This window comes from Micromonospora sp. NPDC049301 (genome assembly GCF_040678715.1).
GTDB lineage: Bacteria > Actinomycetota > Actinomycetes > Mycobacteriales > Micromonosporaceae > Micromonospora.
The window spans coordinates 241,578-256,896 of the sequence record NZ_JBFAQO010000003.1 but is presented as its reverse complement, the minus strand read 5'-3'; the positions used below and the strand labels follow the sequence as shown (position 1 = coordinate 256,896).

Here is a 15,319-nt window from a genome sequence, read left to right as displayed (position 1 = left end):
CGATACTTGCGGCCATGGACCGTACCGAGCTTGGCGAGTTCCTGCGCAGCAAGCGGGAGCGAACGCGTCCGCAGGACGTCGGCCTGCCGGCCGGCACCGTGCGCCGAACCCCGGGGCTGCGCCGGGAGGAGGTCGCCCGGCTCGCGCACATCTCGGTCGAGTACTACACGCGGCTGGAACAGGCCCGCGGGTCCAGCCCGTCCCGGCGGGTGCTCGGCGAGCTGGCCCGGGCTCTGCGCCTGAGCGCGGACGAACGCGATCATCTGTTCGACCTTGCCGGTGTCGCACCGGAATCGGCGGCCGGACCCCGCTCCGACGTCCCGGCGACCGTGTTGAACCTGCTGGAGCACATGACGGACGTCGCGGCGTTCGTGGTCAACGCCCGCTACGACGTGATCGCGTGGAACGGCCTGGCCGCGGCCCTGTTCGAGGACTTTTCCGCGGTTCCACCGGCCCGCCGCAACCTCATCTACCGCCACTTCCTGCACCCCGACCCCGCCATGCGGCACTACGGGATGAGCGGCGCGGACGAGTTCGGCAGGCTGGCGGTGGGTCAGTTGCGCGCGGCCGCTGGCCGGTACCCGACCGACCCGCAGATCCACGCAATGGTCGACACGCTGTACCGGCGCAGCGCCGAATTCGCGCAGCTGTGGGACGCCCACCATGTGGAGACCGGACACCACCACCGCAAGGCGATGCACCACCCGATGGTGGGCACCCTTGAGCTGAACTGCGACACGCTCGCCGTGCCCATGCGCGACCAGTACCTTGTCTGCTTCACCGCTCAGCGGGGCAGCCCCTCCCATGACGCACTGCGCCTGCTGTCGGTCGTCGGGACCCAGGACATGAGCGTTGCCGTGGACAACGAGTGACGACGTTCCGGCTGGGGCGGTTCCCGGTCGCGCGCGTCGGGTACGGCGCCATGCAGCTGACCGGGCCCGGTGTGTTCGGCCCACCGGCCAGCCGTGACGATGCCATCGCCGTACTCAGGACCGCGGTGGAGATCGGCGTGAACCACATCGACACCGCCGAGTACTACGGACCCCGGGTCGTCAATGAGCTGATCCGGGAGGCGTTGCACCCGTACCCGGATGGGCTGGCGATTGTCAGCAAGGTGGGGGCCCGGCGGGACGACGCGGGTGCGGTACTGCCCTACGACGAGCCCGACGAACTGCGCAGGGGCATCGAGGACAACCTCCGGACGCTGCGGGTCGACCGCCTTGCCGCGGTCAACCTCAGGCTGATGGACGACGAACCTCCAGACGGCCGGTTCGATGCCCAACTGGCCGCGATGGTCACGGCTCGAGACGAAGGTCTGATCGACGGAATCGGTCTCAGCAACATCTCGCTCGCCCACCTGCGCCGGGCGCTCGCGGTCACCGAGATCGTGTGCGTACAGAACTCGTTCAGCCTGCTCGACCGCGCTTCGATGCCGGTGCTGCAGGAGTGCGCACGGCGCGGCATCGCGTTCGTGCCCTACGTTCCGCTCGGTTGGCCGCGAGATCGGCGCGAGGCCATCTTCAACAATCCGGCGGTGGACCGCCTCGCCCACCGGCACCAGGCCACGCCGGCGCAGATCGCGCTGGCATGGCTGCTCGCGCTGTCCCCGAACGTCCTGCTGATACCGGGCACCGCCTCGCTGCGGCACCTGCGGGAGAACCTCGCGGTGGATCGCATCGTGCTGGACCGGGACGCCATGAACCAGCTCGATTCGGCGTTTGCCTGAGCGGCTGGGCGGCTGGGACCTACCGCTGGAGGGCCCCGGTGTCCCGCGACCCCGGGAGCCGGCGGCTGGCCGGCGCCCGGGGAGAGCGGCGTTGCGGCGGGCATGGTTCAGGGATGGATCTGGGATCCGAAGCCGAGGTCGAGGCGGACGGATTCGAGGATGGTCAGGGTGCTGCTCGTGGTGAAAACGTCGGCCGCAGCCAGCACCCCGGTGTATTTCGCGATGACGGGGGCGGCGGCCCGGTCGGTCACCGCGTCCAGGTAGGTCTTCACCGCCGCCCACGTGTTCGGGCCGTACTTCACGAAGTATGGCGTCGGATCGACCGTGGCGAGCGCGGTCTTCACGTTGTCGACGATGTCGCTCACGTACTGCTGATGCAGTCCGATGTCGACCCGGGTGCCGAGCCGGCCCAGGTGGCCGCCGATGTAGTGCCTCCAGGGGTAGGAGAGGGCGGTGGTGGGGGCGGCGATGAATCCGGGTATGTCGGTGCTGAGGTTGAGGTTGTAGATGGGTACCCAACCGGGCGACGCGATGTCGACGAGCATGAGGGTGTCGTGGTCCGGCAGGTGGATGTAGATGTTGTCCGGCGCGTGGTTGGAGCCGCGCCAGGCCAACTCGACGCGTTCCCCGCCGACGCGCAGGGTGCGACGGTCCTGGAAGGTGACATCGGGAGCGGGTCGGGCCGGATCGTTGTACTGCAACAGCAGCCGGCGGGTCTCCGCATGGCCGACGCGCACGACATGCTTGCCGAACAGGGCCGACGCGCCGATGTGGTCGGCATGGTGGTGCGAGTACACCAGGTGCGTGACCCTGTTGCTGACGCCGTTGGCGGCGGCGATCTCGTCCACGGCCCGCCGGAGGTTGTGGCCGATGGTCGGCGGCGCGTCGAACAGCACGACGCCGTCGCGGGTGGTCAGGAACGCGGACTGGTAGGTGCCATCGGTGACCCAGTACAGGTTCCGCTCCACCCGTCCGACGTAGTAACCCTGACTGTTGAGGGCGGGTCCGAGCGCCGACGGGGGTACGGGCGCGTAGTCCGGCAGGGCCGAGTCGGCCTCGGCCGGCGACGGTCCGGCCACCGCGGCCATGATGGCGCCGAGCGACGGCACCGCCGCGAGCGCCGCGCCGCGGGCGAGCAACGACCGCCGGCTCGTACCGGACCGATCGGTATTGGTTGGTGTCACGGTGACTCCTTGGAACGTGATGGTCTGAGCTTCGCGGGTCCACCGCAAACCGTCCAAAGGGGACAGACTGCGGTGGACGGGGTCCGATGGCTAAGCGACGCTGACGGCGTCCTTGTGTTCGAGCAGCCACTGGTGGAATGTGCGCAGTCCGGGGTGCAGCGCGCGCACCACGGTCAGGTCGCGGGCGCCGGTGAAGCTGCCGGCGGCCTCGGTGTAGTACTGGAACATGTTTCCGATCTCCGCTGCGGCGGGAATGCCGAGAGCTCGGAACTGGTCGTGAGTCAGCGGCCGATAGGCCACCGGCTCGCCCAGCACGTCGGCGAACACGGCCGCGAACTGCGCGCCGGTCAGGTGCTCACCGGCGATGCTGACCGTCGCGCCGAGGTAGTCCTCGCCTGCGGCGAAGATGCCGAGCGCGGTGCGGCCAATGTCCTCGGCGGCGATCCCGGCCAACGCGCTGTCACCCATCGGCAGCGTGAGCACCAGCTGTCCCGACTCGTCGCGGCGCGGCCCGAACCCTTGCAGAAACGCCTCCCAATAGAAGGTGGTGCGCAGGAACGTCGTCGGCACACCAAGGTCGACGAAGAACCGGTCCGCCTCCGCCTTCGCGTCGAAGTGCGGCACGGTGTAGGAGCCGTCGAACACCGGTACCCGGGGGTCGGTGATCGGGAGTCGTTCGCGGGTGTCCTCCAGCGTTGACCAGATCACGTGCCGCAGGTCGGCCTGCGTCGCCGCCCGGGCCGCGTTGCGTGCGTGGCCCAGCTCGGTCTGCGCCGACATGCCTTCCCAGTAGTTAGTCACCACATAGGCGCCGTACGCGCCGGCGAACGCGCGCCGCAGGCTCGACTCGTCGTCGAGGTCAGCCTCGACCACCTGCGCGCCGCGGGAGGCCAACTCACGGGCCGCATCGGAGTCCGGCCGGCGGGTCAGCGCCCGGAGCGTGAACTCGCCGCGTGGATCCGCCAGGATGGCGTTGGCCAGGCCACCGCCCTGCGCGCCGGTGGCGCCCACCACCGCGATGGTTTTCGTTTCGGACATGCCGGTTCCTCCCGCTGTCGGGGTCCTTGCGCGAAACTCATGCGCCGGATAGCGCACGGGCGACGGGGAGCTGTGTGCTGTGTCAGCCCGCCACGGGTCCAGCGTCGCGTGCCGGTGGACGACCAACCAGGTACAGCCTGGGCACGACTAGCGGCAGAAATGTCTGCATTGCCGGGAATAGCGGTGGTCGGCAGCCGCAGGGGCCGCTCGCTTCGCCGCCGGAACCGCTGTACGCGACAGCCTCATCACGGTGAGCATCCAGCTCGGCGCCGCCGACCCAGACCCGGGACGCACTGATCATCGTGGCCAGCACCGCGAGCATCATGCCCCAGCCCGTGCTCCGTCAATGTGCGTCTACCCAAGGTTCCGCGCCGGCGGTAGCCCCTCCAGGGTCGGCCGGTAAGGCGTCCCTCGTCGGTCTGGGCTAGCGTGCGGGGAAGCGCAGGATGCGGTCATCACCATCGCGTGCGTCCCTGTGGCCGTCGGTGTTGGACGTGGTCACCCAGAGCGCGCCGTCCGGGGCGATCTGCACTGTCCGTAGGCGGCCGTAGGTTCCTACCAGGTGTGCGGAGGGATCACCGGCCGTGTCGCCGTTGAGCGGGATGGTCCACAGCCGCTGGCCTCGCAAGGCCGCCACGTACGCCGTGTCTCCGGCGATCGCGATGCCCGACGGCGAGGCGTCGCTGACCGGCCAGGTGACGACCGGGTTGGTGTACCGCCCCCCGCTGCTGTCGCCGTCCCCTTCCACCTCGGGCCAGCCGTAGTTGTGTCCCGGCTCGATGCGGTTGACCTCGTCAAGCTCGTTCTGCCCCAACTCGGCCGCGAACAGCCGGCCGTCGGAGTCCCAGGCGAGACCTTGCACGTTTCGGTGCCCGAGGCTGTACACCGGCGATCCAGCGGTCGGGTTCCCCGGCGCCGGCGCGCCGTCAGGTGTCAGGCGCAGGAGCTTGCCGTTCGGGCTCGCCGGATCCTGCGACCGGCCCGTGTCGCCGGCGTCTCCGGTGCCGACGTACAGCATGCCGTCGGGTCCGAAAGCGATGCGTCCGCCGTTGTGGTTCCCGCCCTTGGCGATACCGCCGAAGATGACCTCAGGCTCTCCGCCGTCGAGGTGGAAGCGGACGATCCGATTGTCCTGCTCGGCGGTGTGGTAGGCGTAGATCAGGTTGTCCCGGGCGAAGTGGGGCGACACGGCAAGGCCGAGTAGGCCGCCCTCACCGCCTGACACCACACCGGGCACCTGATAGACCTGCCGGGGCGCGCCGCCGCCGGGAGTCAGCCGCAGCACCAAGCCGGTGTTCCGTTCGGCGATCAAGGCGTCGCCGTTTGGCAGGAACGCCAGGCCCCACGGGACGTCGAAGCCCCGCGCGACCTCTTCGCCGGCGTCCAGATCCGGCGCTCCGGACCGGATGCTGGCCGCGACACTGGTGGCGGTGGCGGTTGGCGAGTGAGCTCGGTCGCCGACGCCACCACATCCGGCGACCGCGCCCAACACCAATAGAGCCGCGCATACCCGTGGCCACCGTTTGCCTGCCCTAATGACTGTCATGCTGGTCCTCCGAAGCCGTGCTGAGGTGCCCTTTCCGTGGCCCACCGGGCGTCTGCCGGCGCCCAGCGAACAAGGAGCCGTCGGTTCCCGCCTGCCGACGGCGACGGCGGCAGTTGGCGCTTGGAACGGGGAGCTAGGGCTGAGGTTGGCGGTGGGTGTCGGGGATGGCCGCGGTGCCTAGGTACCGCTGGACGTTGTCATCGGCGACCTCCTGGTAGAGCGCCTTGGCCTTGGCGGTGTCCGACAGGACGACGCTCTGGCCGCTCTTCATCCCAGTGCCCGCGCTCGGGCTGCCCAGGAAAGTCAGGTCGTCGCTGCGCAGGTCCCGCAACTCCAACGCGACGTCGACCAGGTTGAAGTCCTCGTCCACCGTCACCGAACTGGTGACGGCCTGGAGGAACGAGTTGAGCTTGACCGGGTTCGACAGCGTGCCGATGCCCGCCGCACGGTCGAGCAGTGCCTGGAGGAACTCGCGCTGGTGGCGTTCCCGGCTGAAGTCGCCGTCGGCGAACTGGTAGCGCTGGCGGACGTAGTCCAGCGCCGCCACGCCGTCCAGGTGCTGGACGCCCTTGGCGAATGTCCGGTGCGGCGCGTGGATCGAGGTAATGGTCTTCTCGATCTTCAGGTCCACCCCGCCGAGGGCGTCGACGACCTGGGCGAAGCCGGCGAAGTCGACCAGCGCCACGTGGTCGATGTGCACTCCGGTGAAGGTCTCCACGGTCTGCACGGTCAGCGGGGTACCGCCCCAGGCGTACGCGGAATTGATCTTCGCCATCGTGCCCCCGTGCCGCCCGTCGGGCGATTTCGGCACGAAGACCCAGGTGTCCCGGGGAATCGAGATGACCTCCGCCTTCTGGTGGTCGGCGTCCAGGTGCAGCACCATGATCGTGTCGGTGCGGGAATCCGCCGTCTTGTCCGGGTCACGGGAGTCGCTGCCGAGCAGGAGCACGTTCATCGCGCCGGCGACGGCCCGGGTCGGGCGGGACTCCTCCGGAAGCCCGACGAACGCGTCGGTGCGGGACAGGTTGCCGTTGAGCGAACGGCCGTAGGAGGCGACCGCGATGATGCCGCCACCGCCCAGCACCAGCAGTGCCGCCAGCACGCCGATCAGAATCCGTCGAGATCGTCGTTGCACTCGCTTCAACCCTTCACCCCCCAGCGGGGGAACCACCCGGTGTTCGATGGCTACCCAAAGTAATGGGGAAAGCTGGGAGGCTGCTTAGAGCTGCTGTAGCGCACAGCAGGTCTCAACCGAACCCCTGCCGACCGCGGACATTGCTCGACGGAAAGCCTGGGCAAAATCGGTCAGCCCCTCCGGCCGAGCGCAGTTTGACTGCCGCCGGACAGCCAGCGGTGGCGCCGACGGGCGATCACAGCCTTGGACCGGTCGGCCGGCCGCCCTCGGATCCCTTGGCCCGACTTTGGGCGTCCTAGGGATGGCCACGGCACTTCCTCCGCGCCACCCGCTGCGGGCGTCTTCCAACGCCGTCGCGGGTAAGCCCGGTTCGCTTTCGATGTGTACGCCTTATCGGCCAGGACCCGGTCGGGCCTCGTCCTCGGACGGCCGGTCGTCACGTGCGGAACGTGGATGCGGTCAGGACCGAGGTGAACTGCGGGCTGTCACCGCGCTGCCGGCGGAGTGCCTCCCACGATAGATAACCTAACAGTGATGTTGTGTGATCGGTATCGGGCAGACGACCGACTGCGCAGGTCAGCGGCGGTGGCTAGGGTCGCCCAATGCCCACCAACATGATCACTGCGAGTTCCGCTGGCACCTGGACGCTCGGCGACCTGACCGTCAACCGGATCGGATTCGGCGCGATGCGCCTGACGGGCAACGGCAGTGCGGCGAGCGACCGCGCACGGGTGATCGGAGTGCTGCGCCGGGCGGTCGAGCTCGGTGTGAACCACATCGACACGGCGGCGTTCTACTTCTCGCCGCTCCGGTCGGCCAACGAGTTGATCAATAGCGCGTTGTCGCCGTACGCCGATGATCTGGTCATCACCACGAAGGTCGGGCCGGGCCGCGATCCCTCAGGCGAGTGGTTGCCGCTGGCACGGCCGGACCAGCTGCGGGGGCAGGTCGAGGAGAACCTCCGTCAGCTCGGCCGCGACCATCTTGATGTCGTGAACCTGCGCCAGCACGGGCTGGACTCGGTAGCGGAGCACTTCGGCGCGCTGGCAGAGCTGCGAGATGCCGGACTCGTCCGGCATCTCGGCCTGTCGAACATTCGCCCGCAGCACCTCGCGCAGGCGCAGGCGATCGCTCCGGTGGTCTGCGTGCAGAACACGTACGGTGTCGACACCCGGCGCGCTCACGACCAGTTCGTGCGTACCTGCGGTGAGCAGGGTGTCGCGTTCGTGCCGTTCTTCGCGATCGCCGGCGACGGACGTGAGGCCGGCGGCGTGGCCGCCAACACGGCAGTGCAGGCCATCGCGCGCACGCACGGCGCGACGCCGGCACAGGTGCGGATCGCGTGGACCCTCAGCCGCGGCCCGCACCTGCTGGCCATCCCCGGTACCGGCAACCCCGATCACCTGGTCGAGAACCTGGCCGCCGGGGCGCTGGTCCTGTCGGCGGACGAGTTGGCCAGCCTCGAGTAACGGCCCCCGGCAGGATGCAGCCCTGCCGCGAGCCCACGACCCTCGACGGAAGGTCCGTCCCTGTGCAGGCAGCGACAACGCCCATTCCCATCCCGCCGCCCGACAGGTCATGGCTCGTTGCCCGAGGACTCATCCCCGATCACGGCCCTCGGCGCGTCCTGGCCTTCGCGACCTTCGTCAACATGCTCGGAAGTGGCATCTTCATGGCCAGCGCTGTGCTCTTCTTCACCCGATCCGTCGGGCTTCCCCTTGCGCAGGTCGCTCTGGGCATGGGCATCGCAGCGCTCGTCGGGATGCTCGCCGGGGTCCCGGTGGGGCATCTCGCCGATCGGCGGGGGCCGCGCGAGATCTATCTGCTGACTCTGATCATCCGAGCCGCCACCATGGCCGCCCTGGCCTTCGTGCACACGTTCTGGCTGTTCGTCGTCCTGGTCTGCCTGACCCATCTCGCCCACTCAGCCGGCGGGGCGTCTCGCGGTCCGCTGGTGCGTGGCTTCGGCGGCACGCACCTGGCCCAGTACCGGGCCTATCTGCGTTCGGTCGCCAACCTCGCCGGATGTTGTGGCGCCCTCGCCGCCGGCGCCGCGGTGCAACTGGACACCCGCGCGGCCTACCTGGCCCTGGTCGTCGGCAACGCCATCAGTTTCGTGGCATGCGCCGCCATCATTACTCGGCTGCCCTCGCTGCCGCCCATTCCAGCGCCCCAGATGACCGGGCGCTGGATCGCACTGAAGGACAAGCCCTATCTGGCAGTCACCGTGCTCGACGCCATCCTGGGAATTCAGGGCCAGGTACTGGTCTTCGCGCTGCCGGTGTGGATCATCTCGCAGACCCACGCGCCGCGCTGGTTCGTCGGGGTGGCCGTGCTGGTCAACACCGCCCTCGTGGCGGCGCTCCAGGTCAGAGCCAGCCGGGGGATCGACACCAGTCCAGCGGCCGGTCGGGCGATGCGCCGCTCCGGGTTGGCGTTCCTGATCGGGATGGCCCTGATCGCCGCCACGTCGGCGATGCCCGGATGGCTCGCGGTTACGGTGATGACGCTGGGGGTCGCCGCGCACACCGTCGGCGAGCTGTGGCACGCAGCGGGCTCACTCGAGTTGCAGTTCCGGCTCGCACCTGCGCACGCGCAGGGGCAGTACACGGGAATCTCCGGGCTCGGTACGGGCCTGGCCAACGTCGCCGCCCCTTCCTTACTGGGCCTGCTCTGCATCGCCTGGGGCGCCCCCGGCTGGCTGCTGATGGGCGGCATCTTCGTCGCGGTCGGGCTCGCCGCCCCGGCGGTCGTCCGGTGGGGCGAGCGAACGCGCCCGGACTCAGCGGAGGCCGTCTAGAGTCCAGCGATCCGGCAGCGGGAACGTGGACTCGGCACCGCCTGGACCACGAGTCACCTCAGTTGCGAGCGGGAAATGGCCGACCTGCTCGGCATTCCCTATGACACCGTCGTGCAGGTAGCCCTCACCCCGGTGGCCTACACGCTGGGCGCGGACGTCAAGCCCGGCCCGCGCGCCGAAGCCGACACGTTCGCCCCACTGCAACCGCAGGTAGGACAGCATGCAGTTCTCCTGGCGGCCGGTCCGCGGCCTACCGGCGCCACGGCACCCATCGCCGTTGCCGACCGGCGTCGTCGAGCGGCAGGACGACGGTGACCACGCTGCCGGCCCCCGGCGAGCTGGTGACGGAGAGCGTGCCCCGCACCTCCCGGACCGCCTCGGCGAGAAGCCGCAATCCGAGGTGATCGGGCTGGGGCGGATCGGTCGGGTCGAAGCCGACGCCGTTGTCGGCAACGGTCAACCGAACCTGATCGCCGACGGTCTCGACGGTGAGGTCGATCCGGTCGGCGTGGGCGTGCTTGTCTATGTTGCGGAGCGCCTCGCGGGCGCTGCGGTAGAGCAGTTGGCGGACGTTGACCGGCAGTTCCGACGTCTCGACCACCCGCACCTGGCAGACCTTGCCCGTCGCGCGCATCGGTTCCGCCAGCTCGTCCAGAACGGTCCGGAGTCTGGTGACGGACAGGTCCGGCGGATGGATTTCGACCATGGCCCGCCGCAGCGCCCGTACATCCCGTTGCACGGTGGCGGAGAGCCGGTGGACCGTCTCCCGGAGCCGCTCGCCCCCGCCGGAGAGCTGCAGCTCCACCGCCCCCAGGGAGTAGCCCACCCCCGCCAGGTCCTGGATGACCTCGTCGTGCAGGTCGCGGGCGATCCTTCGCCGTTCCAGGTCGGATGCGGCGATGGCGTGCTCCAGCAGGCGGCCCCGTTCGCGATGGGCGTGGTCCAGTCGGCGGGCGAGCGCAAGCGCCAGCGGAAGCTGCAACAGCTGCAGGACGACAATGGTCAGCAGCGCCAGCGGCGCGAGCCGCCAACCGATGTACCGCGCGTCGTCCTCCAGCCGGTGCGCCGGGAAGTACGCCTCGAACAACACCGGCTCCCCGTCGGTCCCCGACAGGCTCAGGTAGACCTCGACCAGCCGATCGGCTTGCTGTTCGTACTCGTGCTCGGCCCGGTCCAACTCGCTGATCTCGGCCACCACCCGGTTGGTACCGGCGAGTGCGAGGTCCTCGGTGGCGAGCTCGTAGCGGCGCCCGATCAGCTCCGCCTGGTCGGAATAGAGCACGCGTCCGTCGACACTCCACAGCTTGACCCGGACCACCGAGCCGTCCCGCATCCGGGCCCGCACCGCCTCGTCGAGCGCCCGCAGCGCCACGGGATCTCCGGCCCGCAGCCTCGGCGTGCAGTGGGGCGAGATCAGCCACTCGGCCATGCCGCGCGCGCTGTGCTCGGCGAAGTGCACTGCCTGTTCCCGGGCCAGATGGACGCTCGCCAGGGACACTGCGGCCGCTACCGCGATGATGGCCAGCGCGTTGAGGCAGAGGAAGTAGCGGACCGCCCGCCTGAGTTCGGGACGCGGCGTGGATCGCCGCACCGCGCGGCGCACGATCAGGACACCGCGGAGAGCGAGGTTCGGGCGGGCGTGTCGGCCAGCTCGGTCGCCTGGGTCAGCAGTTGCACCAACCGACGTGCCGAGGTGCCGGCGCCCTCGCCGACCGCGCGCAGGTCGCCTACCGAGGCGAGTTCGCGGGCCATGGCGCGGATGGCGGCTACCACTCCGTCCACGCAGCCGGCCGGCACTTCCTGCCGGAGCAGCTCGAGGAAGAGGTGCCGCAGCTCCGCCGACGGCTCGACACCGAGCTCCCGGGTGAGCAGCCGCCGGCACTCGTCGTACGCCCGGAGCGCCGCAGCCCGGTCGCCGTCCGCCCGGTGGGCGGCGACCCGCAGGTACCAGCCGCGCTCCGCGAGCGGGTCCCACCGCAGGGCCCGCGCGGCGAACTCGAGCGCCACCGGGGCATCGCCGACGGTGAGGGTGTGACCGGCGGCGCCGAGCAACGCGTCGACGATTCGCTTGCGGTAGCGCTCGCGGGCGTCTACCGCCCAGTCGGCGGACGGCTCGTCGACCAGCAGCGGCTCTTTCACCAACGTCAGGGCCGCGCGCAGCGGAGGCAGGGCTTGGGTTGGGGCGCGCCCGGCAGCAGCGGCGAGCAGAGCGTCGAAGCGGGTCACGTCGACGCTGACCCGGTCACTGTCCAGGCGGTAGCCGCCGTTGCGGGTGAGGATCACCGAGCGCCGCGCCGATCCCTGCGGATCCAGGCGACGTCGCAGCACGGACACGTAGCTCTCGAGGGTGGCAACGTGGTTCGCCGGCGGCCTGCCCAGCCACAGCAGCTCGGCCAGCTCGTCCTTGGGCAGCACGCCTCGCAGGGCGAGCAGCGCCAGGATCTGGCGGGGCTTCACACCCCCGAAGTCGCGGCCCGACAGCGCCGCTCCGCCGGCCCGCACCCGGACCGAGCCGAACAACTGGATCTCGTACATCAGGCCTCCTGCCCCGCACTCTCTTCCCCGGATTGACTCTCCAGGTTGGGGCTACCGCGCGGTAGCCACTTCCGTCGCCAGTGGACCCCCGAATCCTGGGGGGTGCCGCGTCGGACCGGCGCAGGCCGGCCCTCGCATGGTCGATGCGTCACGCCGGTCGGAGTCCGCTCCTCGCCAACCGGTACCGGCGGTGCCCGATGGCGGACAGGCCAGGCTGTCGGGCGATTGTTCGGCCATCACCGTCCAGCCGAGAAGGTCGGGCCGTTAGGACGGATTGATTACGTGCAGTCAGTTTCTAGACTGCCAAGGGCGGGCGAGCGGCACCGGGCGCCTGGGGCAGGAGGTCATGATGCGGTCGGTCGGGTCATCGGAGTCCGAGCCCGACCGGGCGATCCGGGTGCTGGTCGTTGACGACCACCAGACCTTCGCCGACCTGCTCGCCCTGGCGCTCGACGGGCAGCCCGCTCTGACCTGCGTCGGACATGCCCGGACCGCGGCTGACGCGCTGCGCCTGGTCGACGAACTCCGACCCGACGTCGTGCTGATGGATGTCGGGCTGCCCGACCTCGATGGCATCGCGGCCACCGAGCGCCTGCACCTGCGGCATCCGGACGTGCGGGTGGTCGTGCTCACCGCGCGTACGGAGCCCGCGTTGGTGGGTCAGGCGATGGCGGCCGGTGCGGTCGGCTTTCTCGCCAAGGACGGCGCGCTCGGGGATGTGCTGCACGCTCTGCGGGCCGCGCACCACGGCACGACGACCGTCTCCGCTCACCTGCTCACCGGTCTGCTCGCCACCGCGCAGTCGCAGGCTGCGCAGGACGCCGCGCCCGGTGGGCTGACCGGCCGGGAGTATGAGGTGCTGCGGTTGATGAGCCAGGGCCAGGACGTGCGGGCCATCGCCCGCGCGCTGGGCATCACGCCGCACACCTGCCGGGGTTACGTGAAGCGGCTACTGGCCAAACTGGACGCCCACAGCCAGCTCGAAGCGGTGGCCATCGCGACCCGTCGTGGGCTGCTGCCCCCCGTCTGACGCCGTATCACCCGCGCCACCCACCAAGACCCCGCCGATCGAGACCTCGTACGCGTGGTGGAGTTTCTCCGTGCCACGAGACAAGGCCCTGACCGGCGGGGGTTGCTTGGGCGGAATCGCCGTCTATCCGGCCGTGATGGCGTAGTTGAGCACCTGCGAGCCGGCCTCGCTGACCGCGTCGATGCGAAGGTTCGCGGCGTTGCCGGTTATCCCCGCGGGCAGCGCCCCGCGGTACTGCCAGTCCCCGAACTGGTCGACGGTGATCGGGCCAAGGGTCCCCGACGCGCTGGTCGCCGTGTTGCGGACCGTCAGCGTGACCGTGTTGGCGCCGGTGGTCACGCTGGAGGTGCCCCGAACCCTCAGGTCGGGCGCGCCGTAGGTGGCCGAGATGATGGCCAGGTCATCCACGACCTGGAAGACCTGAACTGTGACGAAGTGCGTCGTGCCGTCCCCGCCGGTGACCGTCAATCGGAAGCGCAGCGGCACGGCCGGGTCGGGCAGCCGAGGCATGGTGAACGTGGCCTTCGCCGAGGTGGGGTTGACCAGGGTCACCGCCGGATTGCTCCCGATCTGGACCTGTGCCCAGCGGTAGCGCACGACGTTGAGGCTGCCGGAGCCGTCGAGGGTGACGGTGCTGCCGATCTGCCCGTCGAGGCGGCCGACCGCGACCGCCAGCGGGGCGGCGGGGGCGTCCACCGCCACCTGGAACCGGACGGTGGCGCTCATCCCCGTCTGGTCGTTGACCTTGAGTGCGAGGTGAACCGTGCCCGGGTTGAGCGGCGCGAGGAAGCTCGTCACGGGCTCGGACGGGGCGGCGATGATGACCCGGTCCTGGCCGAGACCGACCTTGAACGGCGTCCCGTCGGCGTTGACCTGGGACCAGGCGTAGGTGAGTGCACCCATTCCGATCGACTTGGTGGCGTCGAGTGCCACCGAGGCGCGCGGCTGCACGTTGGTCGGGTGGACCGGCGCCGCGGTGGGCGGAAGGATCGGCGTCGGGGCGACCGTGGCCTTGACCGGTACCTCGATCGAGCCGCCCTTGTCGGAGCGTACGGTCACCCTGAGCGGTGGGGCCTTCAGGTCGAGGATGCGGGCGAGTCCGGTGGAGTCGACGGCGGCCGTGGTGCCGGCGGGGCCGTGCACCGTGAGCTTTGCGGTGGGATCGGTGCTGGCCGCGCGTACGGCGAGGACCGGCCGTCCGACCGCGTTGAGCAGCCAGGTCGCGGCGGTGACGTTCACCCCGTCGACGACCTTGGCCGTACGGGTGGCGACAGGAGTGTCGCTGAGGTTGCGGATGGTCAGCGTGGCCGGTGGGGTCTGCCCGGCGTAGGACACGTTGGCGACGTACCGGCCGTGGCTGCCGTACATCTGCCGGCGGGCCACGTGTCCCGGGTCGCCGAGGGCGCCGTTCTCCACCACGATGACCTCGTTGTCGTCGGAGGTGGCGTGGACGAGGATGGTTCCGCCGTCGGTGCCGTCGGTGTTCCGGGTGTAGATCGCCGACTCCGGCGCCACGTCGGCGTTGACGGCCTTCTTGCCCATGAGCGACCACTGTGCCTGCTGGACGCAGTCGGTGGCTGCGACCCCGATCGGCAGGGGGTTGCACAGCGCGTTCGACGGCGCGCCGGCTGCCACGCCCGGGCCGACGAGCTGGAAATAGTTGGTGTTGTACGGGCTGCCGGTGAACGTGTGCTCGACGTTCGGGTCACCGATGAAACCCTCCGGCGGGGCCGGGTTGCGGGTATCCCAGCGCAGGAAGGGCCCGATCCGGCTGTTCAGCGCGCCGCTGAAGTTGTTGGTGCCGACGCCGATGTCCTCGGTGAAGTTGATCTCTCCGTCGATGTTGCTGAACACCTCCTCGCCGTACGGGTGGATGACGCGGTACGTCTGCCCGCTCTGCAGCCCGTCGATCCGGATACGGATCCGGCCGAACGTGATTTGGTCACCGGCCCGGACGGGCCCCGTGGCGAACGCGCCCTCCAGGGCCGCCTCGACGCTGGCGGTAATGCCACCGGTGTCCAGTTGTCCCACACCGGCGCTGTAGAAGAATTCGTCCGGGAAATGGTCGGGCATGGATGGCGTACCGCTGAAGCCGTTGGCCACCAGCGTGCACAGGTCGGCGGGCCCGGTGTCCAGACACGGCTCCAGGCGCAGGCCGGTCTTGTCGGAGTACCAGGCGGGGAAGCCGTGCTCCGCGACCGGCCCCATCGCCTGCAGGCCGGCGTTCTCCGGCACTGCCGCGCTGGCCGGCACAGTGAGCAGGGCCGCTGCGGTCAGGGCGGCTACGGCGGCCCCCAGTGCCTTTCGTCGTCGATTCATCTTCAT

General features: G+C 70.0%; 13 protein-coding genes and 1 pseudogene. 5 read left to right on the top strand and 9 right to left on the bottom strand.

Features of this window, described 5'->3' with window-relative positions; translation table 11 throughout:
• Positions 1–14: 14 nt before the first annotated feature.
• Both AB0K07_RS11035 and AB0K07_RS11030 read left to right on the top strand, forming a co-directional pair.
• Positions 15–872 carry a helix-turn-helix transcriptional regulator gene (locus tag AB0K07_RS11035; RefSeq protein ID WP_363753354.1) on the top strand — a complete coding sequence of 286 codons (858 nt, stop codon included), beginning with the start codon at positions 15–17 and terminating at the stop codon, positions 870–872.
• Entirely contained in the window at positions 869–1,726 is an 858-nt protein-coding gene (locus AB0K07_RS11030) for an oxidoreductase (RefSeq protein WP_363753352.1), read from the top strand. The genes AB0K07_RS11035 and AB0K07_RS11030 overlap by 4 nt, the downstream gene beginning before the upstream one ends.
• A gap of 107 nt (positions 1,727–1,833) precedes the next feature.
• Here the strand turns inward: AB0K07_RS11030 and AB0K07_RS11025 are convergent, their stop codons facing one another.
• The 5 genes and pseudogenes from AB0K07_RS11025 to AB0K07_RS11005 all read right to left on the bottom strand — a co-directional run.
• Complete coding sequence (locus tag AB0K07_RS11025) at positions 1,834–2,910, bottom strand: MBL fold metallo-hydrolase (protein ID WP_363753349.1); 1,077 nt, start codon at positions 2,908–2,910, stop codon at positions 1,834–1,836.
• 90 nt (positions 2,911–3,000) lie between these two features.
• On the bottom strand, positions 3,001–3,921 hold the full coding sequence (locus tag AB0K07_RS11020) for an NmrA/HSCARG family protein (RefSeq protein WP_363753346.1): 921 nt from the start codon (positions 3,919–3,921) through the stop codon (positions 3,001–3,003).
• A 451-nt stretch (positions 3,922–4,372) separates the two neighbouring features.
• On the bottom strand, positions 4,373–5,440 hold the full coding sequence (locus tag AB0K07_RS11015; protein WP_363753343.1) for a PQQ-dependent sugar dehydrogenase: 1,068 nt from the start codon (positions 5,438–5,440) through the stop codon (positions 4,373–4,375).
• Positions 5,441–5,627: 187 nt separating this feature from the next.
• Entirely contained in the window at positions 5,628–6,629 is a 1,002-nt protein-coding gene (locus AB0K07_RS11010; RefSeq protein WP_363753340.1) for an LCP family protein, read from the bottom strand.
• A gap of 347 nt (positions 6,630–6,976) precedes the next feature.
• Positions 6,977–7,125: pseudogene (locus tag AB0K07_RS11005) on the bottom strand (IS5/IS1182 family transposase); the annotation flags it as partial.
• A gap of 118 nt (positions 7,126–7,243) precedes the next feature.
• Between AB0K07_RS11005 and AB0K07_RS11000 the strand changes: the two are divergent.
• Both AB0K07_RS11000 and AB0K07_RS10995 read left to right on the top strand, forming a co-directional pair.
• Positions 7,244–8,098 carry an aldo/keto reductase gene (locus AB0K07_RS11000; protein WP_363754275.1) on the top strand — a complete coding sequence of 285 codons (855 nt, stop codon included), beginning with the start codon at positions 7,244–7,246 and terminating at the stop codon, positions 8,096–8,098.
• 62 nt (positions 8,099–8,160) lie between these two features.
• Positions 8,161–9,429 carry an MFS transporter gene (locus AB0K07_RS10995; protein ID WP_363754272.1) on the top strand — a complete coding sequence of 423 codons (1,269 nt, stop codon included), beginning with the start codon at positions 8,161–8,163 and terminating at the stop codon, positions 9,427–9,429.
• Here the strand turns inward: AB0K07_RS10995 and AB0K07_RS10990 are convergent.
• From AB0K07_RS10990 to AB0K07_RS10980, 3 genes are read right to left on the bottom strand one after another with little or no spacing between them, the layout of a single operon-like run.
• Complete coding sequence (locus AB0K07_RS10990) at positions 9,412–9,651, bottom strand: hypothetical protein (protein WP_363753337.1); 240 nt, start codon at positions 9,649–9,651, stop codon at positions 9,412–9,414. The genes AB0K07_RS10995 and AB0K07_RS10990 overlap by 18 nt on opposite strands.
• A gap of 28 nt (positions 9,652–9,679) precedes the next feature.
• Positions 9,680–11,020 carry an ATP-binding protein gene (locus tag AB0K07_RS10985; RefSeq protein ID WP_363753334.1) on the bottom strand — a complete coding sequence of 447 codons (1,341 nt, stop codon included), beginning with the start codon at positions 11,018–11,020 and terminating at the stop codon, positions 9,680–9,682.
• Positions 11,021–11,034: 14 nt separating this feature from the next.
• Positions 11,035–11,964, bottom strand: coding sequence for a BTAD domain-containing putative transcriptional regulator (locus AB0K07_RS10980; protein WP_363753331.1), 930 nt, complete (start codon positions 11,962–11,964; stop codon positions 11,035–11,037).
• Between the two features lie 349 nt (positions 11,965–12,313).
• Between AB0K07_RS10980 and AB0K07_RS10975 the strand changes: the two genes are divergently transcribed.
• The gene (locus tag AB0K07_RS10975) at positions 12,314–12,994 is read left to right on the top strand and encodes a response regulator transcription factor (RefSeq protein WP_363753328.1); all 681 of its coding nucleotides are present in this window, start codon (positions 12,314–12,316) and stop codon (positions 12,992–12,994) included.
• A 123-nt stretch (positions 12,995–13,117) separates the two neighbouring features.
• On the opposite strand, the gene AB0K07_RS10970 is transcribed toward AB0K07_RS10975, so the two are convergent.
• Positions 13,118–15,313 carry a hypothetical protein gene (locus tag AB0K07_RS10970; protein WP_363753325.1) on the bottom strand — a complete coding sequence of 732 codons (2,196 nt, stop codon included), beginning with the start codon at positions 15,311–15,313 and terminating at the stop codon, positions 13,118–13,120.
• Positions 15,314–15,319 lie beyond the last annotated feature (6 nt).

Coding starts and splice junctions, on each gene's coding strand:
- AB0K07_RS10975 (WP_363753328.1), top strand. CDS start 12,314: ATGCGGTCGGTCGGGTCATCGGAGTCCGAGCCCGACCGGGCGATCCGG.
- AB0K07_RS10970 (WP_363753325.1), bottom strand. CDS start 15,313: ATGAATCGACGACGAAAGGCACTGGGGGCCGCCGTAGCCGCCCTGACC.
- AB0K07_RS10990 (WP_363753337.1), bottom strand. CDS start 9,651: ATGCTGTCCTACCTGCGGTTGCAGTGGGGCGAACGTGTCGGCTTCGGC.
- AB0K07_RS11000 (WP_363754275.1), top strand. CDS start 7,244: ATGATCACTGCGAGTTCCGCTGGCACCTGGACGCTCGGCGACCTGACC.
- AB0K07_RS11035 (WP_363753354.1), top strand. CDS start 15: ATGGACCGTACCGAGCTTGGCGAGTTCCTGCGCAGCAAGCGGGAGCGA.
- AB0K07_RS10980 (WP_363753331.1), bottom strand. CDS start 11,964: ATGTACGAGATCCAGTTGTTCGGCTCGGTCCGGGTGCGGGCCGGCGGA.